Source organism: Streptomyces sp. OR43, assembly GCF_008042275.1.
GTDB lineage: Bacteria > Actinomycetota > Actinomycetes > Streptomycetales > Streptomycetaceae > Streptomyces.
The window spans coordinates 1-24795 of sequence record NZ_RDBK01000015.1; the positions used below are offsets into that span (position 1 = coordinate 1).

Genomic DNA, 24795 nt, shown 5'->3' on the forward strand with positions numbered 1-24795 from the left:
GGACCGGGAGCGCGTGCTGCACGACATCCGCGCGGGCCGGGCCGCGTACGGTGACTGGAAGAACGGCAACGCCCGCTCCACCGCCCCGCGCGAGGTCACCCACCGGGAGCTGTGGTCGGAGTTCATCGCGGCCGACTGGCCCGCACCGGCCCGCGCCGCGGTCACGGCCGAGGCGACGGCGCTGTGCCGCGCCCTGGTGCTCGCCGAGAGCGACAAGGCCCACGACCCCGCCATGACCGACGTACTCCTCCTCTGCGAAGAGCACGGCATCCGCACCGGCATCGTCAGCAACACCCTGGCCGGCGCGCTCAACCGCGAGATGGCGGCGGCCGGCGGCCTCGCGCCCCACCTCGGCGTGCAGGTCTACTCGGACGAGACCGGACACCGCAAACCCGGCCCGTATCTGCTCCTGCTGGCGGCCCGGGCGCTGGGCACGGACCCGGCGGACTGCTGGTACGTGGGCGACCACTACGACCGCGACGTGGTGTGCGGCATCCGGGCGGGCGTCGGACGCACGATCCTGATGCGCCCCGAGGACCGCCTCGACCCCACCGCGCGCCCCCAGCCCGACACCGTCGTCCATGACGGCGAAGGACTTCTGGAACTCCTCCGTTCCGCACTGCCAGGACCCGACACGGCCGACCGAGGGGACCCCGCATGAACGAGACCGAAGAACTCTCCGCCCACCTGCGCACGGTGGCGGTGGAGGCCGCGCTCGCCGTCGCGCCCGATCTGCGGGCGGCGTTCCGCGGCCGGATGGACGTGGAGTTCAAGCGCGACGAGCACGACCCGGTGACCGAGCACGACCGGCGGGCCGAGGAGCGCATCCGGCACGCCCTGCTCGGCAAGGTGCCCGACAGCACGGTCATCGGCGAGGAGGGCGGCCGGAAGGAAGGCAGCGGCAGTGTCTCCTGGTACGTCGACCCGATCGACGGCACCGCGAACTTCGCCCACGGCCTGGCGTTCTTCTGCACCGCGATCGGCGCCGTCATCGACGGCCGGCCGGTGGCCGCCGCCGTGGTCGACCCGGTCGCGGGCCACGTCTTCTCCGCCGACCTCTCGGGCGCCCGGCTGGGCGACCGCCCGCTGGTGTCGGCGGGCACGGCCGACGAGTCGCGCGCCCTGCTCATCACGGGCTTCCCCAACAGCCGGGAGCTCGCGTCGGGCGACCCCGAGTCCCCGGTACGGTTCGCCGGCCTCGTCTCCCGCTACGGCACCGTCCGCCGCACGGGCAGCGCCGCGCTCACCCTCGCCCATGTCGCCGCGGGCTGGTGCGACGCGGCGCTGGGCACGACCGTCAACGCGTGGGACATCTGCGCCGCCCATATGCTCGTCGACCGGGCGGGCGGCACGTACGTCCCGTTCGGCGGGGACCCCGGCTGGGACCAGCCGTGCTACCTGGCGTACACCCGTGACCTGGAGCCCACGGCGCTGCGGGAGTTCACGCGCTGGTACACCACCCGGGCCGCAGGGACGGACCGATGACCGCGATCCCCTCCCCCGCCCCCGGGCCGGGCCACGCCTGGATCGTCACCGACCTGGACGGCACCCTCGTCGACCGGGACCTCCGCCTCGTCCCCCGCAGCGTCGAGGCGCTGCGCCGCTACCGGGACTGCGGCGGCACGGTCTTCATCGCCACCGGCCGCAACGAGCAGTCCGCCACCCCGTACCACCGGGAACTCGGCCTGGACACCCCGATGATCCTCTACAACGGCGCCCGCATCACCGACCCCCGCACCGGCGACCACCTCCTGGACCTGGACCTGGGCCCCGTCTGGCCCGGCCTCCGGGACCTGGTGGTGCCCGCCCTCCCCGACGGCGTGGGCGCGGTCGCCTTCAGCGGCAGCGACGCCCACATCCTGCGCGACGCGCCCGCCCTGACGGACTACGCCCGCCGCGACCGCATCGCCCTGCTCCCCGGGCCGCCGGACGGACCGCCCACGAAGGTGATGCTGATCTCCGACGGCCGCCGTCCCGCGTCCCTGGCCGGACTGGTGACCCTCCACTGCCCCGACGCCCTGCTCGTCCAGTCGGAGGACACCTACCTGGAGGTACTGCCGCCCGGCGCCGGCAAGGAGGCCGCGCTACGCGAACTGGCCGCCCGCTACGGCATGGACATCGCCCGGATCGCCGCCATCGGGGACAACCCCAACGACACCGGCATGATCCGCCTCGCGGGCCTCGGCGCGGCGGTCGGCGACGGCCACCCCCAGGTCCTGAAGGCCGCGGACATCGTGGTCGCGGCCTGCTCCGAGGGAGCGGTGGCGGACCTGGTGGGGCGCGTCCTGGACGGACCGCTGCCGTGACACGGCGGCCGGGGGCGCCTCAGACGCCCCCGGCGCCCGTGCCCGCCTCCGCCCGCCGGGCCAGCGCCTCGTTCATCGCACGGAACTGCGGAAGGGTGTCGGCCCGCAACTTCCCCCGGAAGAACGGCACCGCGACCCCGGTGAAGGACTCGCTCTGCGTGAGGCGGACCCGGCCGTCGCCGATCTCCTCGATCACGAACCGGTGCTCCCCGTCCGCGATCCAGCCGGGCCCCATCCTCCCGAGCCACCGCAGCTCCCGGCCCGGCTCCACGGTCAGGAGCTCCGGGTTGAAGACGCTGTCCCCGGTCCGGTCGTGCATCACGTTGCGCAGGGTCGCGCCCTCTTCCAGGCGACCGCCCTGCGAGGTCACCTCGCTCGATGTCATGAACGGGTTCCACCGCGGATAGGCGGACAGGTCGGTCAGCACCTGCCAGACCTCGTCGGATGACGCCTCGATCTCGATGGAGGCGGTCAGCCGGATGGGCTGGGTGTTGCTCCACACCGTGTACCCGCCGAGCAGGGCGACGAGCGCCGCCCCTGCCCCGAGGAGTACGCGACGCCTGCGGCGCCGGGCGGGAACGGGGGCGGTATCGGGAGCCGTTGGTGTACCGGTCTGCGTGGGCGGTAAGGCGGCGGTCATCGTCGTACTTCCTCTCGTCAGGTTTACGCGGTCCGGGGCCAGGCCCGCCTCAGGCGGCGCCCCGCAGCGCACCGGCCACCAGCCGGTCGACGTACGCGGCGTCGATGGGCCGGCCGGTGATGAGCAGTCGGTAGTACAGGGCGCCGGCCAGCTGGTCGAAGAGCACCTCGGGCTCGACGCCCTCGTGCAACTCCCCGGCATCCCGGGCCTGTTCGATGAGCCGGAGCACCAGGGCGTTGCGCCGGACGAACATCGCCTGCACCGCGGAGCCGATGTCCGCGTGGCGCGCGGCGGCTGCGGCGACCTCGGCGACGAGCCCGGCGGACGCGTCGCCCGACGCCGCGGGGCGCCCGGCGAGCCGCATCCGGCCGAGGCCGTCGACGATGGCGTTGAGGTAGCGGGTGAGGTCGGCGCGCACGTCGCCCCGGTACTCGACGGGGACCTCGTCCTGCATCCGCGCCACGACGGCGACGACGAGGTGGTCCTTGGTGGGCCACCGCCGGTACAGCGTGGTCTTGGCGACCCCGGCCCTCACCGCCACCTCGTCGACCGAGAAGGCGTCGTAGCCCCGTTCGAGCAGCAACTCCAGGGCCGCGCCGATGAGTCGGACGTCCGCCGCCTCACTGCGCGGCCGACCGCGCCGGACTGCCGGTTCCACGGGCCCACCCCTTATCGCTACGACCGTTTCGTAAAAGGAAGGTAGCGCCGCCCGGGGAGTTACGCAACAGGCGTATCGAAAACCAGCGAGGGGAGTGACCCGCAGTACAGAAGGGCAATCAAGTGCACATTTCATTACATGAGTGACACAGTGCCGATCACCGAGGCTCGCGCGCGCTTCGGCTCCCTTGTCCGCAGAACCTCGAACGCGCGGGAGCGCATCACGATCACCGACCACGGCCAGTTCGCGGCCGTACTGATCAACCCGCAGGAACTCGGGTCCACGTCGGCCGCTCCCGCGTGATGTACGAAATCCGGGAAGCCCACGTCACCGTGATCGTGATCCACGTGGGTCGCGTCGGCTGACCGTCGCCGCCCCGTCCCACGGGATCCGCACGGAGGTCCGTCACCCGAGGAAGAGCGGCACGCGCGCGGCCAGACCGCCGAGTCGGGCCGTCTCCGCCTCGGTCGGTGCCCGTCGCCCGGTGCCGATGAGCAGGGCGTCCCGGTCGGAGAACGAGGCGGGGAACGCCGCCCCGGCGATCGACTCCAGGAGGGCACGCGAGCGGGCGAGGCCCTCCGGCGGTGGTTCCGCCGCGTCCGGGAGATGGGCGATGAGGTCGAGATGGTGCAGCGTCCACTCCAGGACGTACGTGGTGAGGTACGCGTCGACCGTGAACACCTCCTCACGGGTGCCGACCCGGCCCGTGGGATCCGCGAGAACCGCGGCCCGGCCCGCGGCCGACCCCACGTCGTCGAGGTGGAACCTGAGCAGCCACGGCTCCTCGTACGCCGCCGCAAGGCGCACGGTCAGGGCATCGAGCGGGTCGTCACCGGTCGGCGGGGTGGCGGAGACCTCCCAGTACGTGGCCGCGTCCCGCGTCGGCTCCGCAGCGACGGGCGTGGCGAGCGTGATCAGGACGTCCTGGGCGTCGATGACCAGATGGCACACCAGATCCCGTACGAGCCAGCCGGTACAGCCGGACGGCCGGGCGAAGGCCTCGTCCGGAAGGCCGGCGACCGCGGTGCGGAGCGCCGCCCATGAGAGGGAGAAGAGATCCATCGCCGCAAGCTAGCAGCGCCCGGCCCCGACGCTCGCCTCCGTCCGTCTGCGGCCTCCGGTACGCCATGTATCGCGGGCGTATCGAAAACCGCATACGCCCCCGCAACCGGCCTGCCACTCCCCTAGGTCCATGACCCACACCACCACCCCGCCCGCGCCGCCCCGTCGCGTGCGCGGGATCGTGCTCACCGGCCTCGCGGTCCTCGCCCTGGCGGCCGCCGCGTTCCCCATGCGGCGGATGCTCTGGATGGCCGCGCCGCGGTGCATGGCGGGGCGGTGGCACGGCTGTTACGACACGTTCAACGGCCTCGTGCTCATGACGCTGGTCGCGCTGCCGTTGTCCTTGCTCGTGGTGTGGCTGCTGGCGCGCATCCGGCGCCCCGCCGACGGGGCCTCGCCGTGGCGGATGTCGCTGGCCGAGGTGGGCATGGTCCACGGCACGGCACCGTTCCTCGGGATGACGCTGATGCCGGGCGCCGCCCCCGGCACCGCGCCCGCCCGGGTGAGCCTGGTGCCGCTGCGGGACCTGGTCACGATGGGGCCGCTCGGGATCACCGGCAACCTGCTGGTCTTCGCGTCGCTGGGCTTCTTCGCCCCGATGCGGTTCGCGGCACTGGCGTCCGTGCCGCGCATCCTGGCGCTCGGAGCGGGCTGCTCGGCCCTGGTCGAGATCGCGCAGTACGTCTTCCAGCTGGACCGGGTGTCCTCCGTGGACGACGTCCTGGTCAACGCCACCGGCGCGGTACTGGCCGGACTCGCGTCGCGCCGCTGGTGGCGTACGGGGGCGCAGGCGCCCACGGACCGGCTCCACCCCGCCACGGCCGGCCGGTCCTAGGCTTCACTCATGCGCGTACTGATCGTGGAGGACGAGCCCTATCTGGCCGAGGCCGTCCGTGACGGTCTGCGGCTGGAGGCGATCGCCGCCGACATCGCGGGCGACGGCGACACGGCCCTGCAGCTCCTCGGCGTCAACTCCTACGACCTCGCCGTCCTCGACCGCGACATCCCAGGACCCTCCGGCGACGAGGTCGCCCGCCGCATCGTCGCCTCCGGCAGCGGCATCCCGATCCTCATGCTGACCGCCGCCGACCGGATCGACGACAAGGCGTCCGGGTTCGGGCTCGGCGCCGACGACTACCTCACCAAGCCGTTCGAACTGCGGGAGCTGGTCCTGCGGCTGAGGGCACTCGACCGCAGGCGCGCGTACGCCAGGCCCCCGGTCCGCGAGATCGCGGGCCTGCGGCTGGACCCGTTCCGCCGGGAGGTCTTCCGCGACGGCCGGTACGTCGCACTGACCCGTAAGCAGTTCGCCGTGCTGGAGGTCCTCGTCGCCGCCGAGGGCGGCATCGTCAGCGCGGAGGAGTTGCTGGAACGGGCCTGGGACGAGAACGCGGACCCGTTCACCAACGCCGTACGCATCACCGTCTCGGCCCTGCGCAAACGGCTCGGCGAACCGTGGCTCATCGCCACGGTGCCCGGCGTCGGCTACCGGATCGACACGGGTACGGACTCCGCGTCGGGCGCCGCCACGAACGCCCCCGGCCCCGGCAGCCCCCATGCGTAGACGCCCGGGGCTCAGCGTCCGGCTGAAGCTCACCCTCAGCTACGCCGCGTTCCTCGCCGTCGCCGGCGCTCTGCTGCTGGCCGTGGTCTGGGTCTACCTGCTGCGCTACGTACCCGACAACCCGCAGGGCCTGCTCGGGATCTCGCCCAACCGCTACCTCCTCATCCACACGTTCGCGCCGCCCGCCGCCGTCGCGATGGCCGCGCTGCTCGTGTTCGGCCTCGTGGGCGGATGGTTCCTGGCCGGCCGGATGCTCGCGCCGCTCACACAGATCACGGACGCGGCACGGCGGGCCGGATCCGGGTCGCTGTCGCACCGGATCCGGATAAAGGGCCGCCAGGACGAGTTCCGGGAGCTTGCCGACACGTTCGACACGATGCTCGGACAGCTCGAGGCCCACGTCGCCGAGCAGCAGCGGTTCGCCGCGAACGCCTCCCACGAACTGCGCACCCCGCTGGCGATCTCGCGCACGCTGCTCGACGTCGCGCGCAAGGACCCCACACGGGACCGGGACGCGCTCATCGACCGTCTGCACGAGGTGAACACGCGGGCCATCGGCCTCACCGAGGCGCTCCTGCTCCTCAGCCGCAGCGACCGCTCCACGTTCACGAGGGAGAACGTCGACCTCTCGCTCCTCGCCGAGGAAGCCGCCGAGACGCTGCTCCCGCTCGCCGAAGGACGCCGGATCACCCTCGACGTCACCGGCACGGCGGCCCGGACCAGCGGCTCCGAGGAGCTCCTGCTGCGGATGGTGACGAACCTCGTCCAGAACGCCGTCGTCCACAATCTGCCCACGGGCGGCACGGTCACGGTCCACACGGAGGCGCACGGCGACACCAGCGTGCTGCGGGTCGAGAACACGGGCCGCGTGCTGCCCCCGGAACTCGTGCCCACCCTGACCGAACCCTTCCAGCGCGGTACGGAACGCGTGCGCACGGACGAACACGCGGGCGCCGGGCTCGGCCTGGCCATCGTGCACAGCATCGTCCGCGCCCACGCCGGAACCCTCGACCTCGCCGCCCGCCCCACGGGCGGCCTCCTCGTCACGGTCAGACTGCCGGGCACGGGGAGCCGGGCAGCCGGCTGACCGGACCCGGCCGGACGAGCGGAGGCGTCAGTCCTGTTCCTCAGCGGGCGGCGCGGGCGGCGCGGGCGGCAGGGTCGGGAAGCCGGGGATGGGATAGACCCCGACGGCGAATCCGTGGACCGTGTCACCACTGCGCGGCAGCGTGTCGAACTCGTGGATCACCTGCTCGACGCGCTCCCAGAACGCGGCCGCCTGCTCGTCGGAGATCCGGGCCCGCCGGATGAACCCCCGCAGCTGCCCGAGCTCGTACGCCGGGGCCGACTCCTTCGCCGCGACCTCGAAGTCGTTGAAGTCGGGCGGCAGTTGACCGTCGGGTGACTGCCTGCCCAGGCCGACGAAGAACATCCGCGCGGTGCGGCCGTAGTAGCGCTCCTCGATCGCCCGGACCCTGCGGGTCCGCACCACACGCAGCAGACCGGCCTTGGTCAGGACCCCGACATGATGCGCGACGGTGCTCTTCGGCCGCTTGACCGCGGCGGCGAGCTCGGTGACCGTCGCGGCGCGCTCGTGCAGCAGACCGAGGAGCGTGGTGCGCAGGGGGTCTCCGATGGCCCGCACCTGCTCGGCGGTGGTGAGCTCGATCGTTTCGTCGAGGTCGTAGTCCGGAGTATTGCTCGGCATAATTCGATTAGACTAGCATCGCGGATTGTTCCAAACTTTTGGATCGTTCATCAGGACGAATCAGCGAGTTGAAGGCGGGCAGACGATGACCGAGGTTGTGCTGTTCCATCACGCGCAGGGGCTGACCACCGGGGTCGAGGCCTTCGCGGCCGAACTCCGCCGGGCGGGCCACACCGTGCATGTGCCGGACCTCTATGAGGGGCACACCTTCAAGACCCTGGAGGACGGCATCGGCCATGCGAGCCGGACGGGATTCGGCACCGTCATGGAGCGCGGAATCGCCGCTGCGCAGCCGCTCGGCGAGGACATCGTCTACATGGGCTTCTCCCTCGGCGTCATGCCGGCGCAGCGCCTGGCCCAGACCCGTCCCGGCGCCAAGGGCGCGCTGCTCGTCGACGCCTGCCTGCCCGTCTCCGAGTTCGGCGAGGCCTGGCCGGCCGGCGTCCCGGTGCAGGTGCACGGGATGGACGGCGACCCGTTCTTCGCCGAGGAAGGAGACCTGGACGCCGCCACGGAGCTGACCGACGCGACGGAGGAAGCCGAGCTGTTCCTCTACTCCGGCAAGAACCATCTATTCGTGGACTCCTCGCTGCCGTCCTACGACCGGGCCGCGGCGGAGCTGCTGACCGGGCGGGCCATCGAGTTCCTGAACGGTCTGCGGTAGCCGGACGGACCCCGCCCCGACTCGGCCGGACGTGCCGCGAACGGGGGCCGGCTGTCAGACCTGCCTGGGATGCTCCCAGGCATGGAGATGACCGTGCAGCTGACGATTGACTGCTCCGATCCACAGAGGATGGTGGCCTTCTGGGCCGAGGCCCTGGGTTACGTCCCCGAGCCTCCGCCGTCCGGGCACGCCACGTGGCGTGCGTACTGGGAGGACATGGGGGTGCCCGAGGAGGAGTTGCCGCCGGGTGCCGGCGACATCCCGGAGTCGATCATCGACCCCGCGGGGAAGGGACCGAGGGTGTGGTTCCAGAAGGTTCCGGAGCCGAAGGCCGCCAAGAACCGCTGGCACTTCGACCTGAAGGTCGGCGGGGGCCGCGCCGTCCCGGTGGACGTCCGCGCCCAGCGGGTCAGGGCCACGGCGGAGCGGCTGGTCGCCGCCGGCGCCACCGTGCTCCAGATCAGGGAGGAGCCGGACATGGAGTTCTTCGCCGCCGCCATGCAGGACCCCGAGGGCAACGAATTCGACGTCGTCTGACAGCAGTCGCGGCGGCACGAACGGGTCGCCACAGCCCGCCGGACATGCCCGGGCGGCCGCCCTGTCGCCCCGCCCTCGCGCGGGGCGATCCGCGTCGGCGGCCGCCCCGGCGAAGATCTCGGCGCAGACCCGCAGGTCGCACACGACCTAGGGGGACGTCGGTACAGCGGTTGGCGCTGAGAACGATCACCCTGATGCGCTCGGATTTACATGCGGCGGCGTGCAGCGGGGTCGCGTTCGGCAACGTACCGGGCAACCGAGTCGACGCCGGGGCGGGAGCACCGCTCCGGGGAGCGGGCGGATGCGCCGTCTTGGTGGCGCTCTCCCGCGATTCACTGCGAGGGGACCTGAGTTCACCCCGGCCGCCCTTGACGGCTAACGCCAGTAGCCGTAACTTGACGCCCCATAACTAACGGCGTTAGCCGCGTTGATCATTCGCGGAGCGAAAGGGCTGCAGTGAACACTCCCCTAGGCGAAACAGTGCGGCCCGTCATGGACAACCGTGCGCGGCAGATCATGGCCGCTGCCCGGGAGTTGCTCGACGCTGAAGGGCCGGAGGCGTTGTCGATGCGACGCATTGCCGAGCGCGTCGGCATCCGGGCGCCTTCCTTGTACAAGCACTTTCCCGACAAGGCCGCTGTCGAGGCCGGGCTTCAAGCTCAGGGGATGGTTCGCCTGGCGCAGGACATGGAGGCTGCCGAGGCCGAGATCGGCGACGATCCGCCCCTGCTGGTGCTCGCGAGCGCCTATCGGCAGCATGCGCTCGCCGGTCCGCATCTCTACCGCCTTACCCACACTCGCCCGCTCGCCCGCGCCGCGCTCCCCGAAGGGCTCGAAGACCGCGCGGCGATGCCCCTGGCCCGCGCGGTGCATGGCGACATCGATATCGCGCGGTCGTTCTGGGCGTTCGTCCACGGCATGGTGACACTTGAACTCGACGGCCGATTCCCTCCCGGCGCGGACCTGGATGCCACATGGCGCACCGGCTGCGAGGCGTTCACCGACCTACTCCAGAACAAGAGTGGCGGCGATGCCCTGTGACGGCCGTCGCCAAGCGTTCCACTCCTGGCCTCCCCCCTGCTCCTGTTAGGGATCGCCGCACTCGGCACCGCTCTCAGGCGCCGGCCCTGAATGCTCGCTCGACCGGGCGATGCCCGGACGACTGCCGCTCGGGATGCCCAGCGGTCACCGCTCCTGGACAAGGAGCTCCGGCAGGAGGCCGTCCGGTGCACGCGTGATGACCAATCCCCTTCACCAAGCCTGCTACGGGGTGTCCATGGATCTCGCTTACCTTCCCAGCCCATCAACCGGGGTACTGCAGCTCGGCCCGGTGCCGTTGAGGGCGTACGCCTTCTGCGTCATCCTCGGCGTGTTCGTAGCCGTCCGGCTCGGCAACCGGCGCTGGGTCGCACGGGGCGGGGACCGGGGCGTCATCGCCGACATCACCATCTGGGCCGTGCCGTTCGGCCTCGTCGGCGGACGGCTGTACCACGTGCTCACCAGCCCCGACGCGTACTTCGGCGACCACGGCGAGCCGATCCGGGCTCTGTACGTGTGGGAGGGCGGGCTCGGCATCTGGGGCGCCATCGCCCTGGGCGGCCTGGGCGCGTGGATCGGCTGCCGTCGCCGCCGCATCCCCCTTCCCGCCTTCGCGGACGCCATCGCCCCGGGCATCGCCGTGGCCCAGGCGATCGGCCGCTGGGGCAACTGGTTCAACCAGGAGCTCTACGGCCGCCCCACCACGCTCCCTTGGGGCCTGGAGATCGACCGCGCACACCGCCCCTTCGGAATGCTCGACATCGCCACGTATCACCCCACCTTCCTCTACGAGTCACTCTGGGACATCGGCGTCGCCGCACTGGTGCTCTGGGCGGCCCGGCGGTTCGCACTCGGCCACGGCCGGGCCTTCGCCCTGTATGCCGCCGCCTACACGGCTGGCCGATTCTGGACGGAGTACCTGCGCATCGACGAGGCCCACACGTTCCTCGGCCTGCGCCTGAACGACTGGACCTCCGTCGCGGTCTTCCTCGGCGCGATCGCCTACCTCGTCGTATCGGCCCGCCGCCTCCCCGGCATCGAAAACCTGTCGCGGCCCCAGGGCGAGGGCGGAACGGAGAAGGGCGGCAAGCCTCGTAACACCATGCCGACATCAAACGCCGACGCGTCCACCGGCACCCCGGCCAGGGCGAATGCCGACTGACGGTCCGAACGAACTCACTCCAGGAGAGCTACTCCGAACCCTTAGCGCTCCGCCCCAAGTGGATCTCGCCATCGTCGCCTCGCAAGGAGTGAACGCATGACATCCCCAACGCGCCACAAGACCAACCGGAGTTCGGCATCGGGCCTGGTCCGCGGCGCCTGGGCCCTGCTCTCTGTGTTTCTGCTGGCCTGGACCGTGCTCGAGATGGTCAACCACGGCGGCGGGACGATTCCACTGGGCGTACTGGGCTTCATCGCTCCCGACCTGACGCTGCTCGTCGGGCCGTCGGGGCCGCGCGAACCCGGGCAGCTCCCACGCGGCAAGGTGCCCGCCTACAACCTCGCCCACCGGCCGATCGTCCCCCTTCTGGGGCTCATCGTCGTCCCCTTCCTGCCGGGCGACGGACCAGGTGCCAACGTCGGGCTGTTCACTTTCGCGCTCGGCTGGCTGCTGCACATCGCCTCGGACCGGGCGCTCGGCTACGGACTGCGCACTGCCGACGGCTGGCAGCGCTGAGCGCCTACCAAGCAGCTTCGCGCGCTCCTCGACTGCGCGCGGACCGGGGACACCGTGCACATCTCCGAGATGTTCCGCCTCGTACGCGGCACCGGGCCCATCCTCGACGTCCGCCGACTACCTCCGCACCACCGAGCTGGAGCCTGCCGAGCGCGGTGCGCTCGACCAGGGACGACCGTACGGCGGCGGCGGCCGACTATCTTTCTGCCCCGACGCCGAAAATCTGTCCCGCTCGCAGTAGACATTGGGCGGTGGCCTGGCTATGGTTTCTCTTGTAGCCGAGATCGAGCAAGGCCCGGCAGAGATGAACTGCCGGGCAGCAGTAAACGCAGTCCGCAGGACGGTGCGGTGGTGGAGTTTCGAAGCCAGGTTTGTTGCAGGACGGCGACGGGACTGACGACCGGACCGGGTGGCCCGCAGTGATCAGGGGCCGCCACGAGCAGTACAGCGGTTCACGCAAGTGCAGGACCCAGCAGTGCAGTTCAGTGAGCAGCACCTCGGTGAAGGCGTCGGCTGCGGGCGCGCGCACCGGGAGGTTCGGCAGTGGGGTTCCAAGCCGGAGCAGACGCACGACGGGCGACGGGGCTGGCTGCCGGAGAGTGGCGCTGTCACAGGTCACGGAGCAGTACGCAGGAAGCAGTACAGCAGTACCAGCAGTAGGTAAGTGATCGATCCCAGAGGGAAAGAAACGGAGGAGCCGCCATCAGGATCGCCCAGGCCGAGTTCTGAGCCCGGGTACCGCAGGACATCGATAGTGAGGTGGTCTCCGGTCAAGCAACCGCGATCCCCGCAACCCCGGCACCTTTCCGGTCGGGTCAGCGGAAACATAGGGTCGGCGCCTCAACAGGGCCGACAGATGGTGTAGCAGTTCCTTCGGGGCCCGGGTGCGATACGCACCCGGGCCCCTCCACGCGTTCCACAGAGAGGTGCAAATGACGGCAGACGACTCGTTCGGCCGGCTCGACGACGACGACTACCCCGCCTACACCATGGGCCGGGCCGCCGACATGCTCGGCACCACCCAGGGCTTTCTCCGGGCCATCGGCGAAGCCCGCCTCATCACCCCGCTGCGCTCCGAGGGCGGCCACCGCCGCTACTCCCGCTACCAGCTGCGCATCGCCGCACGCGCCAGGGAACTCGTCGACCAGGGCACCCCCATCGAGGCCGCCTGCCGCATCATCATCCTCGAGGACCAGCTCGAGGAAGCCCAGCGCATCAACGCCGAATTCCGCCGCGCCGCCGAATCGGAGAGCCCGACGACCACGGGCTGAGGCAACGGGGCCCGCCCCACGCCGCGCGGCCCTGATCGGCTCGGTGCCCGCATACGGCCGATGGGGCACCGAGCCGGAAACAGTGACTTTCCTTCCAGGAACGCCGCCTGTGCGGTGGGTCAATATCTACGGCCGTGGGACGAGAGTTTAAGGCGCCGCGCGCACAACGTGTTTACCTCACCGAGCAGAGCGAAACCATTAACCGCACCGGACTCCCCAGTGCATGCTACTGTCGATACCAGTTGCAGTTGTGGTTTCCCAAATACTTCAACGCTTTCGTCGGCACTTTCAGCCGACGAAAGCGTTTTGTATTTCCGGTTCATTTCTCTGGGCGGGGCATCATCGCGGCGACCCGGCATCCGCGCATCGCGGGTCCCGGCGTACTGCCCCACAAGGAGATATGACATGGCATCCGGCACTGTGAAGTGGTTCAACGCGGCCAAGGGTTTCGGCTTCATCGAGCAGGACGGCGGCGGCGCCGACGTGTTCGCCCACTTCTCGAACATCGCCGCCGAGGGCTTCCGCGAGCTGCTCGAAGGCCAGAAGGTCACCTTCGACATCGCGCAGGGTCAAAAGGGTCCGACGGCCGAGAACATCCTTCCCGTCTGACGCCGGCACGCGCTCCGTAGCCGGGGCCCGCATCCCTCGGGGTGCGGGCCCCGGCTACGGTCATTTCCCGGCGCTTTCCGAGTTCGGCAGCAACGTCTGCGGATTCCTCCCCGAGGCTGCGGGCCTCGCCAAAGAAATACATACGCGAGCGGCCGTTGTTCCACGCCCGCATGATGTCGAATTCCGGGAATTCATTGACGCACGCCGTATCAATGAAGGTTCTGAATGGATCCCTCGCGCACGGATCATCGCTCCGCCCTAACTGAAGTACTCCAGGATCAGCGGCAGGTCCTCCAGCCACTCCCGCAGCCGGGCCCGCTTCCGAGCGGCGATCACGCACGGGTAGGCGGCACCGTTGCGGAGCCGGACGGTGACGCCCAGGTGCTTCGGGCTCGTCGCCGCGTACTCGACCGTGCTGATGTCCGCCCACGTGAACCGCACTTCACCGGCCGGCGTACCGAGCTCGACCCCCGCCGCATGGACCAGGAGGAAGCTGTCAGGGCCGACCGCCATGAAGTCCATGTCGGCCCCGGTGTCGGGTTCCACATAGTTCGGCGGCCCGAATCCGGTCGGCGCCCGGTGGAACGGGACGGCAGCTGCGGCGGCGGGTGCGTACGCAGGTGGAGGCGGCACCGCCACCGTCGGGGTGTACGTCGGGCCACTGGGCACGAACAGGTCCAACAGCCGCTCCGGCGTGGGTCGTTCACCGGGCTCCTTCGCCAGGCACGACGCGACGATCGGCCGCAGCCCCTCCGGCACCACGGTAAGATCCGGCGCCTCGTGCACCGACCGGTACATCAGCCCCATCGGCGTACCCGCCCCGAAAGCCGCTCCGCCCGCTGCCGCGACGAGCACGGCCCCGAGCGCGAACACATCGGCAGCGCCTCCGACTTCGAGCCCCTGCGCCTGCTCGGGCGCCAGGAAGCCCGGCGTCCCGAAGGCAACACCGGTGGCCGTCAGGCGGGTCGACTCCAGCGCCCGCGCGATGCCGAAGTCCAGGACCCGCGGCCCGTCCGAGGCCATGATGATGTTCCCGGGCTTGAGGTCGCGGTGCACCAGTCCGCAGCGGTGGATCGCCGCCAGCGCCTCGGCGAGCGCCGCGCCCAGCTGCCGCAGCGGCGCCTCGCCCATCGGGCCCTCGGCCTCGATCAGCGCGCCGAGTGTGGGCCCGGGGATGTACGCCGTGGCCAGCCAGGGCGCCGCCGCCGTCGGGTCCGCGTCCACCACCGGCGCTGTGTGGAAGCCGCCCACACTGCGCGCGGCCTCGACCTCGGCGCGGAACCGCTCCCGGAAGTGCGGGTCGGTCGCGAGCTCCGAGCGCGCCACCTTCACGGCCACCGCACGCCCGCCGCGTGACCGCGCCAGATAGACGACGCCCATCCCGCCGGCGCCCAGCTCCCGCTCCACGGCGTACCCGCCGACACTCGTCGGCAGTCCCGCACCATCCGCCCCGTACCCCATGCGCCGCACGCCCCCCTGTATTCCGGCGGCTCAGTATGACGCAGGCCGGGATGCGGGATCAGCCGGTCGCGGCGTCATCGACCTTGAAGTCCATGCTGACCCTGCCGTTGAGGACCGACTTGGCGGTCACCGTCACGCCGTACTGCTTGCCCTCCGACGCCAGCTGACAGCGGATGGTGGCGCCCACTTTCGCCGGAAGGTCCGCGGGGCAGGAGAAGGCGTCGGGTGCCTTGCCGACCTGGGCTGTCAGCGCGGCCTTGCCCTGACGGGCGACCTCCGCCCTGTTCACGGCCTGGCCCCCGCCACCGGTGCCCGTGCTCGCCGCGTCGGTCGGCTCCGCCGACTTGTCCGCGCCCGCGGCCTCGTCGACCTTGAAGTCCATGTTGACCTTGTCGCCGTCGACCGACTTCGCGGTGACCGTCATGCCGTACTTCTTGCCGTCCGCCGTGAGCTCACACCGTATGGTCGCGCCCACCTCGGCCTTGAGGTCGTCCTGACAGGTGACGTCGTCGGGCTCCTGGCCGACCTGCTTGCCCAGGGCCGCTGACGCCTGCTTGGCGACCTCGTCCTTCTTCACTTCCTTCGAGCCCACGCTCACCGAGCACCCTGCGGCGAACGCCACGGCCAGCAGCGCCCCTGCTGCCCGCACCACGATCCGGCTCCCCGTTGACGTCTGCACTGGGCCTCCTCAGTCAAGAACTGTTCATGTCACCCCCCGGGACGCGCACAATCGCTGCCCCGGTTCCCGGTTGCAACCTCCGCCCACACCGTCTTCCCGACCACGCGCTCGGCCACGCCCCACTTCGCCGCCAGCGCCTCCACGAGACGAAGACCGCGCCCAGACTCCGCATCAATCGCGTGTGCACACATTTCCGGCCGCCGTTCTCCCCGCGCGTCCGAGACCTCGACTCTGACCCCGCCCGCGCCGAGGACCTGCAACCGCAACTCGAAGTCCCGTCCCGGTACGTACCCGTGCACCACCGCGTTCGCCGCCAGCTCGGCCACGACCACCGCCACGTCGTCGGACAGCTCACTCCCGTACGGCACTCCCCACTCGTCCAGCTGATGCGCCGCGAGCCGGCGGGCCAGCCGGGCGCCACGACGGGTGGAGCTGAGGCGTTGGACGAACTCGGCGCCCGCAAGGGTGATTTCGGCGTTCATGTGACTCAGCGTGTCCGCGTACTCGTACGCTGACCAGGAGTGACACCACGACGCCGCGAAGCTGTACGGGTCCTCCCCGGCGGCTGTACGGGCTGTCGGCCGTGACCGGTACGGACAAAGAGGCGGTACGGGACGGATGGCGAACGCGGAACGCGAAGAACGACCGGAGCGCCCGGCCGAATCGGACGGTACGGCACACCTGTTCAGGGCGCTGGGCAAACAGATCAAGGTCCTGCGCGAACGCGCGGGCCTGAGCCAGCGGGAGCTGGGCCTCGCGACGCACTGCGGGGAGGACCTGGTGTCGGCGGTGGAACGGGGCGTACGGACGCCTCAGCCGGACTTCCTTGAGCGTGTGGACCAGGTGCTGGGCGCGGGCGGGGTACTGGCGGCGGCTGCGGACGAGGTACGGGAGGCGTTGGCGCGGTCGCGGACGCGGCATCCGGACTGGTTCCGGGACTATGCGCGGGCCGAAGCGGAGGCGGTCGCGCTGCACGACTACAGCAACCAGGCTGTACCGGGCCTGCTCCAGACCGAGGAGTATGCGCGAGCGCTCTTCACTCAACGACGACCACTCTTGGACGAAGCCACCATCGAGAAGCGCGTGGGGGATCGACTGGCGCGACAGCAGGTCTTCGAACGCTGGCCCCTGCCAACCTTCAGCTACGTGCTCGAAGAGGCCGTACTTCAGCGTCCAATCGGCGGACGCACGGCCCACATCGGCCAACTGCGACGACTTCTTCACACAGGCCGCATGCGCAACGTCGAACTTCAGGTAATGCCCACGTCCGCTGAAGAGCACCCGAACCTGGACGGGCCATTCATTCTGCTGACGCCCAGAGGCCGCAAGGAAGTCGCATACACCGAGGTGCAGGGCCACGCACGCCTGATCACCGACCCCGATGAAGTCCGCCTGGTCAACGAGCGCTATGGGATCATGCGGGCGCAGGCTCTCACCCCGAGGGAGTCCCTGACGCTCATCGAGAAGATGCTGGGAGAGCGATGAACACCGAGCAACTCCACTGGTTCAAGAGCAGCTACAGCGGCGGCGAGGGCGGAGCCTGCATCGAGGTCGCCTACGACTGGCGCAAGTCCAGCTACAGCACCGGCGAAGGCGGCAACTGCATCGAGGTAGCCACTTCCCCCGCCACCATCCACATCCGCGACTCCAAGAACCTCCAGGCCCCCCACGTCGACGTGGCCCCCGCCGCCTGGTCGGCCTTCGTCGCGTACGCCTCCCGGGGCTGACCCCGGCCCGATCGCGTGCCACCGGGTCGCGGGAATCCACGACGCGGTATCCACGTCGTGGATTYCCGCGWCCCGGTGAGCCGCGACGTAAAGGCTTTTAAAGGCTCTTGGAAGAGAACTGAAAACCCGCTTCTGGAGTGCGTCGTACGTGTGGACCGCGCGGTCCACACGTACGACGCACTCCAGAAGCACCTGTACCAGGGGGCGGAGAACCACGGCCTGTACCAGGAGAAGACCCCGCGCCGGAGCGCCGACAACGCTTACTCCTACCTCTGGCCGATGCGCGAGGCGGCTGCCGCGACGGTCGACATGGCCGGCCTCCCCGGCACGGGTGAGCGCTACACGGCGGACGCGGCCGAGCGCTTCGCCACCCTGGAGCTCTACTTCGAACCCCGTGACGGCCGCCCCGGCTACGACTCGTACCTCCCCGCACCGCTCGGCCAGGGCGGCGACGTCTTCTACGACGACAACTCCGTGGTGGGCCTGTCGCTGCTGGACCAGTACGCCTCCACCGGGAACCCCGCCTATCTCCACCGGGCGGAACTTACCTTCGACATCGTCAGCCGCGGCTGGGACGACGACCCGGCCAAGGAGTGCCCCGGCGGGATGGACTGGGTGGACTCCCCGGCCAACACCACGCGCGCCGCCAACGTGACCGGGCTCGCCGCGGAACTCGCCGCCCGACTCCACCAGGAGACGGGCCGGAGCCGCTACCTGACCAGCGCCAGGAAATGGTACGAGTGGAACTGGTCCTGCCTGCGCGAGTCCCCGGGCCTCTACCGCAACAGCCGGGGCGACGACGGGAGCGTCGACCCCACCCTGTGGACCTACAACTCCGGGGCCATGATCGGGACCGCGACGACGCTCTACCAAGTGACGGGGGACCGCTCCTACCTCAAGCGCGCCGTGCAGGACGCGGACGGCTCGCTCGCCTACTGGAAGCAGGGTGAGCGCCTGCACGACCAGCCGGCGATCTTCAACGCGATCTACTTCGACAACCTTCGGATCCTGTCCGCGGTACACCCCGGACAGGCCTACCCGCAGGTGGAGAAGGCGTACGCGGAGCGCACCTGGAAGGAGAACCGGGACCCGTCGAACGGTCTCTTCCGCTTCCAGCCGTCGGGCGGGGGCGACTACGACGCGGCCGCCCCCGCAGAGACCCTCGAACAGTCGGCGATGGTGCAGATCTTCGCAGGCCTCGCCACCGACGGCTCCTGACCCCGCACCCCCTGCGCCCCACCACTGACCCCGAACGCACCGAACCGGCACACCACGCCAGAGCGGAGAACCCTCTCCATGCCCCGCCCCGACCTGTCCCGCCCTTCCTGGTGGGACTCCGACATCGCCCGCGACATCCTGCGCGACCGTGGCGTGAGCGCCACCGGCGTCCTCGGCGGACACGACGTCCGGCTCTCCTGCGAGCCACTGCTGCGTCATGACGGCGACGGCGGACTCCTGCAGTCCGTACGGGTACAGGCCGGCCGCCCCCTCACGCGGGCCCACGTCACCACCCTGTCCGGTACCTCCCTGCGCAGCGAGCTGATACCCGGCCCCGAGGGCCACACCCGGCTGCTGGTACCCGAGGTCGACTCGCCCCTGCCGGTCCTGGTGGAGCTGCCCGAGCTGGCGCCGGGTGAGCACATCGAAGTGCTGCTGACCCCCCAGCGGCACTGGACACTCCACCTGGTGCAGCACGCCCATCTCGACATCGGCTACACGGACCCGCAGGGAACGGTGCTCGCCGAGGGCCGCAAGTACCTCGACTCCCTGCTCGAACTGTGCCGTGCCACGGACGACCGGGCCGACGCGTCGAAGTTCCGCTGGGCGGTCGAGGGCTTCTTCAGCTTCGAGAACTGGTCGCAGAACCGTCCGCCGGAGCAGGTCGCCCGGTTCCTGGAACGCGTGCGCGAGGGTCGCATCGAGCTGACCGCGATGCCGTTCAACCTGCACACGGAGACCTGCTCCACCGACGAACTGCACGAACTGCTCCGTCCTGTACGGGAGCTGCGCGAACGCCATGGGATCGACATCACCACGGCGATGCAGACGGACGTCCCGGGGCAGGTCGTGGGGCTGCCCGACGTCCTCGCGGACAGCGGCATCCGCTATCTGTCGGTGGCCCACAACTGGGCCGGCCGTGCGGTGCCGCACCACACAGGCGGCGGGGGACTGCCCCGGCTGTTCAGGTGGCAGGCGCCGAGTGGTCGCAGCGTGCTGGTATGGCGCACGGACACCCCGCACGGGCTGGCGTACATGGAGGGCTCGATCCTGGGCTTCGACGAGTCCTTCGAACGCGTCGACGACCTGCTGCCCCACTACCTTTCGGCGCTGGCCACGCACCAGTACCCGCACGAGGGGCGTGGCATCCCGGGGTTCCCGGTCCTGGACGAGGAGTTCAAGGGCGACCCGTACCCCTGGGACATCCTGCACCTGCGGGTCCTGGGCAAGTTCGCGGACAACGGCCCACCGCGCCGGGTCATCGCGGACACCGTGCGCCGCTGGAACGAGGAGTGGGCCTTCCCCGCCCTGCGCACCTCGCGCAACGAGGACTTCTTCACCGACGCGGAATCCCGGTACGGGGACCGGCTGGAGATCTTCGAGGGCGACTGGAGCGACTGGTGGGTGGACGGCGTCGGCGCCGGTGCCGTCCCGCTCGCGGCCACCCGGGACGGTCAGGCGGCGCTGGCCGATGCCCAGTCGGTGGCCGGGCACGCGGAGATCCTCGGTGCGGCGGGCGCCGGAATCACCGCGTCGGCTCCCGGGGTCTACCGGGCCGCCTCCCTGTTCAACGAGCACACCTGGGGCGGCGGTGACCCCTGGACGCACGGCGACCACGGCCACGCCTCCGGCGAACGGCAGTGGCACTGGAAGTACGCGCAGGCGCTGCGTGCCCACGACGACGCGAAGACGCTGCTCGACGGCGCCGGCGCGGCACTCGGCGGCCGTCTCTCGCCGCGCGCGGGCACCCTCGCCGGCTACTACGTCACCAACACGTGCAGCTGGCCCCGTTCGGAGACGGTCCGGCTGTTCCTTCCGGAGAGCACGGTTCCGCTGGAGGATCCGGTCCGGGTGCTCGACGCGCGCGACGGCACACCGCTGGAGCACACGGAGGAGGCCCAGACGAACGAGCTGCACCGGGCTGCCGGACGCTTCCTTCTGTTCCGGGCGGTGGACGTGCCCGCGCACGGGGCGGTTCGCGTGGACATCGTCGCGGGCCAGGGGACACCGACGGCGGCCACCGCCGACGACCCGGAGTCCACGGTCCTGGAGAACGAGTTCCTGCGCGTGCGCGTCGACCTGCGGTCGGCGTGGATCAGCTCCGTCACCGACAAGCGGACCGGCCGGCAACTGGTGCGGCAGGACGCGACGCTCGGCCTCAACGGTTACCTGTACGACGAGTACGCCACGGCCGGCGGCTTCAACCACCAGTCCAGCAAGACCACGGCGAACGAGTCGATGCACCTCCTCGCCTCCCGTAAGGCAGCTCCACCGGCCGCGCTGGTGGACCGCTTCCGCGACGCCACCGGCGAGACACTGGTCTACGAGTGCGCGCCCGCCGGTACAGAGTTGCTGCGGGTACGCGTACACCTCCCGCACGGGCAGGCCCGCATCGACCTTGAGAACCGGATCGTGAAGCGCGCGACCCTGACCAAGGAGAGCGCCTTCTTCGCCTTCCCCTTCGCCATGTCACAGCCGGTCGTCCGGATGGAGGCCACCGGTGGCATGACGGGGACCGGCCTTCCGACGGTGCCGGGATCGGCGCGGCACATGCGCGCGGTGCGGCGCTGGGTGAGCTTCGAGGAGGAGACCGTGGTCGCCGCCGTGGCCACCCAGGACGCCCCGCTGGTGCAGGTGGGCGGGATCGCGATTCCGTACGCGCCCTATCCGCAGTCGCTGGCTCAGGACGAGCCCGGCACCCTGTTCTCCTGGGTGCACAACAACATCTGGGATACGAACTTCCCTTCCGAGCAGGCTTTCGACCACGTGTTCCGCTACAGCGTGGCCGTAGGGGAGGCCCCGCACACCACCGGCCCCGAGCTGGGGATGCGCACGGCCGCCGCCGGCAGCCGGCCCCTGATCGCCGTCCGGGCGCTGGCCGAGGAAGGCGAGGAGCCGGATGCCTCCTACGGACTGCTGACGGTCGGCGATCCCCGGGTACGGGTCGTGGGCCTCACCGTCCCCGCCCCCGGACACGTGCTGGTCAGGCTCCAGTCCTACGCGCCGGAGCCGGTCGCCTGCCGGATCACACCCGGCTTCCCCGTCACGGAGACCGTGGCGGCGGACTACCTCGGCGCGGCCGGTGAGCTCCTGGAACCGGATGCCAGGGGCGCGACGACCATCGACGTACCGACACTGGGGACCCGGGCGGTGCTGTTGCGCCTGTGAGCGCCCGGCGAGAACGTCGTCCCGCATGATTCACGTGAACCGACGCGTAGGGGCGGCAGCCCGGATGGGACGTCACGGACGTCCGCGGGCGCACCGCGGTGCCGGCTACGCGGGCCGAGCGTGCGAGGGAAATTACCTCACGAGCGACCGCATGGAAATCTATGTCGACGAGAGTAGACATTGGGTGGCTGTGTGGCTAGGGTTTCTCTCGTAGCCAGAAGGCCGCAGGGCCTGGCAGGGATGAACTGCCGGGCATGAGCACGTGCGGTACGGGTGGCTGCAGTTCGCAGGACGGTTCGGTGGCGGAGTTTCGAAGCCAGGTTGTTGCAGGACGGCGACGGGGCTGGCGACCGGACCGGGTGGCCCGCGGTGATCAGGGGCGGCCCTGTGTACGCGTAAGTGCGTGCGCAGAACCCAGCAGCCAAGTCAGTGAGCAGCAACCTCGGTGAAGGCGTCGGCTGCGGACGCGCGCACCGGGAGGTTCGCCAGTGGGGTCCCAAGCCGGAGCAGAAGATGGACGGGCGACGGGGCCGGCTGGCGAGGAGTGGCGCTGACACAGGCCATGGAGCAGAACAGCGTTCAGTGAGTGACCCATTTCAGAGGGAAGAACGGAGGGGCCAGGCGCCATCAGGATCGCCCGGGCGGAATGACTGGGCCCGGGTACCGCAGGACATCGATAGTGAGGTGGTCTCCGGTCGAGCAACCGCGATCCCCGCAACCCCGGCAGCATCACGTCGGGAGATGCGGAAACAGAAGGCCGGCACAGCATTAAAGGCCGGCAGATGGTGTAGCAGTTCCCTTCGGGGCCCTGGTGCCATAAGGCACCAGGGCCCCTCCACGCGTTCCACAGAGAGGTGCAAATGACAGCAGATGACTCGTTCGGTCGTCTCGACGACGACGACTACCCCGCTTACACCATGGGCCGGGCCGCCGAAATGCTCGGTACCACACAGGGTTTCCTCAGGGCCATCGGCGAAGCCCGCCTGATCACCCCGCTCCGTTCCGCGGGCGGCCACCGCCGCTACTCCCGCTACCAACTGCGCATGGCCGCGCGCGCCCGGGAACTCGTCGACCAGGGCACCCCCATCGAGGCTGCCTGCCGCATCGTCATCCTCGAGGACCAGCTCGAAGAGGCTCAGCGCATCAACGCCGAATACCGTGAGGGTGTCAGGCCGTCCAGTGCGGCGGATGCCTGACCGGTGACCGGCCGGCAGGCCGAGACGTACGCGCCTTGCGTTTCCTGGTGCGTTTCCAGTTGCGTTTCCTGAGGGCAGGCGAGCCGACGCGTTCGTCCTCGGCGACATGAACCCAACGGGAAACGGCCGCGAGGCGGGCTGTCATCAGGTGGTGCCGCCGTCAGTGGGCTGCTGGACCCATGCAGAGGCGATCGTGTCTGCGGCGATGGTCGGGGGCAGACCCGTCAGCGCCTTCAATTGCGCCGGCTGGTAGGGATTCGGGCCGTGCCACTCCAGGAGCATTACGGTGGCGTCGTCGTTGAGGCGGCCGTGGTGGTAGGCCAAATGATGCTCGACCAGTCGCCGCAGAGTTTCCGGAACCGGGAGGCCGTCGGCGTGGTGGCGGATGAGGAAGTCGGTCAGGCCGTCAAGGCCGAACTCCTGTCCCTCCTTGTTGCGGGCTTCGGTGATGCCGTCGGTATAGAACAGCAGGCGGTCCCCGGGTTCGAGCTGGTCGCGGCGCAGGGCGCCGCGCACGCCCAGCCCGGTCCCCAGCGGGGGTGCGGGCGGGCAGGACAGATGCACGACGGTGCGGTTGCCGCGGATGACCACCGGGGGATGATGGCCGTAGTTCGTCCAGGTCAGGACCCCCGTGGGCAGGTGAAGGTCGGCCATGAGGCTCGTGGCATAGCGGCTGCCGGCGAATTGCTCGGTCAGTGCGGCCCCCACGCCTTCGGCTGTCTGCAAGAGGTCGGAACCTTGGCAACGGTGGACGCGCGCAGCGGCCAACGCGAGATTGGCCGTCAGCCCGGCAGCAGTGTCGTGCCCCATGGCGTCGAAGACGGAAAGATGCAGGGTCTCTCCCGACAGTGCGTAGTCGAAAGCGTCTCCGCTGACTTGGTAAGCCGGTTCCATGACCGCGCTGATCAAGATCCGATCAGTCGCAAAAGTCCGCGGCGGCATCAGCCGCCATTCCATCTCCGCCGCCACTTTCATTTTCCGGCGGCGAACCAGCCTGGAGTAGAGGTCGCTCGTTCCACGTTTGCTCTCCAGAAGAAGAGCGACGAGACCGGCGAGCCTCTCCAGATCGTCATCCGCTTCGACCTGTGCACCCGGCATACCGACCCGGAGCACACCCAGCCGCTCTGTTCCGTCCAGCAGGGGAACCCACCACTGCCCCGTCGTGGAAGCCGAGGCCGGTGAGATCCTTCCAAGTTGGAAGGCTCGCCCGGCCACCGTTCCTTCGACGGCCAACTCGGACGGCACGTCCACTCCACCGGGGCTGAGTTCGACGTTGCCGGCGAGCAGGCACAGCCGTTCTTGCCGCAGGTCTGCCAGATAGATGAGCACGTGTGGCCAGCCCGCCCGACGGGCATGCGACGCGACCGTACCGGGAAGCTGCTCCAGCGTCATCAGATGACTCGCAGCGATCAGCTCTCCCAGCACTCTGGCACGCGCCACTTCCGTGCCGTTCATCAACGACACCTTCCCTAGGGCCGGGAGAATTACGTCATGGTCAAACAATAGCCGGGGGGTGAGCACTCAGCTGAGAACAGTGCAGGTGCGGGAGAATCCATAGCTGTCGACAGCAGCCGGAAAGCCGTTTTGCCTTCGTCGTTGAGACGCCGGAGC

At 70.2% G+C, this 24795-nt stretch carries 26 protein-coding genes and 1 pseudogene; 19 read left to right on the top strand and 8 right to left on the bottom strand.

Translation table 11 applies throughout. The features are described from left to right. The 3 genes from EAO72_RS08870 to EAO72_RS08880 form a co-directional block, all read left to right on the top strand. Positions 1–661: HAD family hydrolase (locus EAO72_RS08870; protein ID WP_148016704.1), on the top strand; the 661-nt coding region annotated here is incomplete at its 5' end. After that, complete coding sequence (locus EAO72_RS08875; protein ID WP_148016705.1) at positions 658–1485, top strand: inositol monophosphatase family protein; 828 nt, start codon at positions 658–660, stop codon at positions 1483–1485. The genes EAO72_RS08870 and EAO72_RS08875, both read left to right, overlap by 4 nt. Next, entirely contained in the window at positions 1482–2306 is an 825-nt protein-coding gene (locus EAO72_RS08880; protein ID WP_148016706.1) for an HAD family hydrolase, read from the top strand. The genes EAO72_RS08875 and EAO72_RS08880 overlap by 4 nt, the downstream gene beginning before the upstream one ends. 19 nt (positions 2307–2325) lie before the next feature. On the opposite strand, the gene EAO72_RS08885 is transcribed toward EAO72_RS08880, so the two are convergent. After that, on the bottom strand, positions 2326–2946 hold the full coding sequence (locus EAO72_RS08885) for an SRPBCC domain-containing protein (protein WP_148016707.1): 621 nt from the start codon (positions 2944–2946) through the stop codon (positions 2326–2328). 49 nt (positions 2947–2995) lie between these two features. Further along, entirely contained in the window at positions 2996–3604 is a 609-nt protein-coding gene (locus EAO72_RS08890; protein ID WP_187284979.1) for a TetR/AcrR family transcriptional regulator, read from the bottom strand. Positions 3605–3742: 138 nt separating this feature from the next. Between EAO72_RS08890 and EAO72_RS08895 the strand changes: the two are divergent. Then, positions 3743–3904, top strand: a pseudogene (locus tag EAO72_RS08895) (type II toxin-antitoxin system Phd/YefM family antitoxin); the annotation flags it as partial. A 105-nt stretch (positions 3905–4009) separates the two neighbouring features. On the opposite strand, the gene EAO72_RS08900 reads toward EAO72_RS08895, so the two are convergent. Then, positions 4010–4666 (bottom strand): maleylpyruvate isomerase N-terminal domain-containing protein, encoded by a 657-nt coding sequence (locus EAO72_RS08900; RefSeq protein ID WP_148016709.1) that lies wholly within the window; start codon positions 4664–4666, stop codon positions 4010–4012. Positions 4667–4796: 130 nt separating this feature from the next. Between EAO72_RS08900 and EAO72_RS08905 the strand changes: the two genes are divergently transcribed. The 3 genes from EAO72_RS08905 to EAO72_RS08915 are packed head-to-tail and all read left to right on the top strand — an operon-like array spanning position 4797 to position 7317. Next, positions 4797–5501, top strand: coding sequence for a VanZ family protein (locus tag EAO72_RS08905; protein WP_148016710.1), 705 nt, complete (start codon positions 4797–4799; stop codon positions 5499–5501). Positions 5502–5510: 9 nt separating this feature from the next. Further along, complete coding sequence (locus tag EAO72_RS08910) at positions 5511–6230, top strand: response regulator transcription factor (protein WP_148016711.1); 720 nt, start codon at positions 5511–5513, stop codon at positions 6228–6230. Further along, positions 6223–7317, top strand: a complete 1095-nt coding sequence (locus EAO72_RS08915; protein WP_148016712.1) for a sensor histidine kinase — start codon at positions 6223–6225, stop codon at positions 7315–7317. Before EAO72_RS08910 ends, EAO72_RS08915 begins: the two co-directional genes overlap by 8 nt. A gap of 27 nt (positions 7318–7344) precedes the next feature. Here EAO72_RS08915 and EAO72_RS08920 read toward each other — a convergent pair whose 3' ends face one another. Beyond that, positions 7345–7938 carry an ArsR/SmtB family transcription factor gene (locus tag EAO72_RS08920; protein ID WP_148016713.1) on the bottom strand — a complete coding sequence of 198 codons (594 nt, stop codon included), beginning with the start codon at positions 7936–7938 and terminating at the stop codon, positions 7345–7347. A gap of 85 nt (positions 7939–8023) precedes the next feature. On the opposite strand from EAO72_RS08920, the gene EAO72_RS08925 reads away from it, so the two are divergent. From EAO72_RS08925 to EAO72_RS08960, 7 genes are all read left to right on the top strand, one after another. Then, positions 8024–8602, top strand: coding sequence for a dienelactone hydrolase family protein (locus EAO72_RS08925; RefSeq protein WP_148016714.1), 579 nt, complete (start codon positions 8024–8026; stop codon positions 8600–8602). Positions 8603–8683: 81 nt separating this feature from the next. Then, positions 8684–9139 (top strand): VOC family protein, encoded by a 456-nt coding sequence (locus tag EAO72_RS08930; protein WP_148016715.1) that lies wholly within the window; start codon positions 8684–8686, stop codon positions 9137–9139. Positions 9140–9631: 492 nt separating this feature from the next. Further along, positions 9632–10180: a TetR/AcrR family transcriptional regulator gene (locus EAO72_RS08940; protein ID WP_148016716.1), complete on the top strand. Its 549-nt coding sequence runs from the start codon at positions 9632–9634 to the stop codon at positions 10178–10180. A gap of 235 nt (positions 10181–10415) precedes the next feature. Further along, a complete protein-coding gene (gene lgt / locus EAO72_RS08945; protein WP_148016717.1) occupies positions 10416–11339 on the top strand; it encodes a prolipoprotein diacylglyceryl transferase in 924 nt (307 codons plus the stop codon). 96 nt (positions 11340–11435) lie between these two features. Continuing rightward, a complete protein-coding gene (locus EAO72_RS08950) occupies positions 11436–11855 on the top strand; it encodes a DUF4260 family protein (RefSeq protein ID WP_148016718.1) in 420 nt (139 codons plus the stop codon). A gap of 932 nt (positions 11856–12787) precedes the next feature. Beyond that, positions 12788–13126 (top strand): MerR family transcriptional regulator, encoded by a 339-nt coding sequence (locus EAO72_RS08955; protein ID WP_148016719.1) that lies wholly within the window; start codon positions 12788–12790, stop codon positions 13124–13126. A 405-nt stretch (positions 13127–13531) separates the two neighbouring features. After that, a complete protein-coding gene (locus tag EAO72_RS08960; RefSeq protein WP_148016720.1) occupies positions 13532–13735 on the top strand; it encodes a cold-shock protein in 204 nt (67 codons plus the stop codon). A gap of 258 nt (positions 13736–13993) precedes the next feature. Here the strand turns inward: EAO72_RS08960 and EAO72_RS08965 are convergent, their stop codons facing one another. Genes EAO72_RS08965 through EAO72_RS08975 form a run of 3 tightly spaced genes read right to left on the bottom strand, consistent with a single transcriptional unit; the run spans position 13994 to position 16357 of the window. Beyond that, positions 13994–15196, bottom strand: coding sequence for a serine/threonine-protein kinase (locus EAO72_RS08965; protein WP_148016736.1), 1203 nt, complete (start codon positions 15194–15196; stop codon positions 13994–13996). Between the two features lie 58 nt (positions 15197–15254). Then, positions 15255–15875 (bottom strand): DUF4333 domain-containing protein, encoded by a 621-nt coding sequence (locus EAO72_RS08970; RefSeq protein ID WP_261991379.1) that lies wholly within the window; start codon positions 15873–15875, stop codon positions 15255–15257. A gap of 29 nt (positions 15876–15904) precedes the next feature. Further along, the gene (locus EAO72_RS08975; RefSeq protein WP_148016721.1) at positions 15905–16357 is read right to left on the bottom strand and encodes an ATP-binding protein; all 453 of its coding nucleotides are present in this window, start codon (positions 16355–16357) and stop codon (positions 15905–15907) included. Between the two features lie 136 nt (positions 16358–16493). Between EAO72_RS08975 and EAO72_RS08980 the strand changes: the two genes are divergently transcribed. From EAO72_RS08980 to EAO72_RS09000, 5 genes are all read left to right on the top strand, one after another. Further along, a complete protein-coding gene (locus EAO72_RS08980) occupies positions 16494–17360 on the top strand; it encodes a helix-turn-helix domain-containing protein (protein ID WP_148016722.1) in 867 nt (288 codons plus the stop codon). After that, positions 17357–17602 carry a DUF397 domain-containing protein gene (locus tag EAO72_RS08985; protein ID WP_148016723.1) on the top strand — a complete coding sequence of 82 codons (246 nt, stop codon included), beginning with the start codon at positions 17357–17359 and terminating at the stop codon, positions 17600–17602. The genes EAO72_RS08980 and EAO72_RS08985 overlap by 4 nt, the downstream gene beginning before the upstream one ends. Positions 17603–17752: 150 nt before the next feature. Next, the gene (locus EAO72_RS08990) at positions 17753–18820 is read left to right on the top strand and encodes a glycoside hydrolase family 76 protein (protein ID WP_261991380.1); all 1068 of its coding nucleotides are present in this window, start codon (positions 17753–17755) and stop codon (positions 18818–18820) included. Between the two features lie 78 nt (positions 18821–18898). Next, complete coding sequence (locus EAO72_RS08995) at positions 18899–21988, top strand: glycoside hydrolase family 38 N-terminal domain-containing protein (protein WP_148016724.1); 3090 nt, start codon at positions 18899–18901, stop codon at positions 21986–21988. A gap of 860 nt (positions 21989–22848) precedes the next feature. Further along, the gene (locus EAO72_RS09000) at positions 22849–23184 is read left to right on the top strand and encodes a MerR family transcriptional regulator (protein ID WP_148016725.1); all 336 of its coding nucleotides are present in this window, start codon (positions 22849–22851) and stop codon (positions 23182–23184) included. A gap of 144 nt (positions 23185–23328) precedes the next feature. On the opposite strand, the gene EAO72_RS09005 is transcribed toward EAO72_RS09000, so the two are convergent. After that, positions 23329–24639 carry a PP2C family protein-serine/threonine phosphatase gene (locus EAO72_RS09005; protein ID WP_148016726.1) on the bottom strand — a complete coding sequence of 437 codons (1311 nt, stop codon included), beginning with the start codon at positions 24637–24639 and terminating at the stop codon, positions 23329–23331. Between the last annotated feature and the right edge of the window lie 156 nt (positions 24640–24795).

What these genes read in the sequence shown, in the direction of transcription:
- EAO72_RS08985 (WP_148016723.1), top strand. Translation starts at nt 17,357, where the DNA reads ATGAACACCGAGCAACTCCACTGGTTCAAGAGCAGCTACAGCGGCGGC.
- EAO72_RS08940 (WP_148016716.1), top strand. Translation starts at nt 9,632, where the DNA reads ATGGACAACCGTGCGCGGCAGATCATGGCCGCTGCCCGGGAGTTGCTC.
- EAO72_RS08875 (WP_148016705.1), top strand. Translation starts at nt 658, where the DNA reads ATGAACGAGACCGAAGAACTCTCCGCCCACCTGCGCACGGTGGCGGTG.
- EAO72_RS08960 (WP_148016720.1), top strand. Translation starts at nt 13,532, where the DNA reads ATGGCATCCGGCACTGTGAAGTGGTTCAACGCGGCCAAGGGTTTCGGC.
- EAO72_RS08965 (WP_148016736.1), bottom strand. Translation starts at nt 15,196, where the DNA reads ATGGGGTACGGGGCGGATGGTGCGGGACTGCCGACGAGTGTCGGCGGG.
- lgt (WP_148016717.1), top strand. Translation starts at nt 10,416, where the DNA reads ATGGATCTCGCTTACCTTCCCAGCCCATCAACCGGGGTACTGCAGCTC.
- EAO72_RS08975 (WP_148016721.1), bottom strand. Translation starts at nt 16,357, where the DNA reads ATGAACGCCGAAATCACCCTTGCGGGCGCCGAGTTCGTCCAACGCCTC.
- EAO72_RS09005 (WP_148016726.1), bottom strand. Translation starts at nt 24,639, where the DNA reads ATGAACGGCACGGAAGTGGCGCGTGCCAGAGTGCTGGGAGAGCTGATC.
- EAO72_RS08880 (WP_148016706.1), top strand. Translation starts at nt 1,482, where the DNA reads ATGACCGCGATCCCCTCCCCCGCCCCCGGGCCGGGCCACGCCTGGATC.
- EAO72_RS08950 (WP_148016718.1), top strand. Translation starts at nt 11,436, where the DNA reads ATGACATCCCCAACGCGCCACAAGACCAACCGGAGTTCGGCATCGGGC.
- EAO72_RS08915 (WP_148016712.1), top strand. Translation starts at nt 6,223, where the DNA reads ATGCGTAGACGCCCGGGGCTCAGCGTCCGGCTGAAGCTCACCCTCAGC.
- EAO72_RS08925 (WP_148016714.1), top strand. Translation starts at nt 8,024, where the DNA reads ATGACCGAGGTTGTGCTGTTCCATCACGCGCAGGGGCTGACCACCGGG.
- EAO72_RS08930 (WP_148016715.1), top strand. Translation starts at nt 8,684, where the DNA reads ATGGAGATGACCGTGCAGCTGACGATTGACTGCTCCGATCCACAGAGG.
- EAO72_RS08905 (WP_148016710.1), top strand. Translation starts at nt 4,797, where the DNA reads ATGACCCACACCACCACCCCGCCCGCGCCGCCCCGTCGCGTGCGCGGG.
- EAO72_RS08980 (WP_148016722.1), top strand. Translation starts at nt 16,494, where the DNA reads ATGGCGAACGCGGAACGCGAAGAACGACCGGAGCGCCCGGCCGAATCG.
- EAO72_RS08920 (WP_148016713.1), bottom strand. Translation starts at nt 7,938, where the DNA reads ATGCCGAGCAATACTCCGGACTACGACCTCGACGAAACGATCGAGCTC.
- EAO72_RS09000 (WP_148016725.1), top strand. Translation starts at nt 22,849, where the DNA reads ATGACAGCAGATGACTCGTTCGGTCGTCTCGACGACGACGACTACCCC.
- EAO72_RS08995 (WP_148016724.1), top strand. Translation starts at nt 18,899, where the DNA reads ATGCCCCGCCCCGACCTGTCCCGCCCTTCCTGGTGGGACTCCGACATC.
- EAO72_RS08885 (WP_148016707.1), bottom strand. Translation starts at nt 2,946, where the DNA reads ATGACCGCCGCCTTACCGCCCACGCAGACCGGTACACCAACGGCTCCC.
- EAO72_RS08910 (WP_148016711.1), top strand. Translation starts at nt 5,511, where the DNA reads ATGCGCGTACTGATCGTGGAGGACGAGCCCTATCTGGCCGAGGCCGTC.
- EAO72_RS08900 (WP_148016709.1), bottom strand. Translation starts at nt 4,666, where the DNA reads ATGGATCTCTTCTCCCTCTCATGGGCGGCGCTCCGCACCGCGGTCGCC.
- EAO72_RS08955 (WP_148016719.1), top strand. Translation starts at nt 12,788, where the DNA reads ATGACGGCAGACGACTCGTTCGGCCGGCTCGACGACGACGACTACCCC.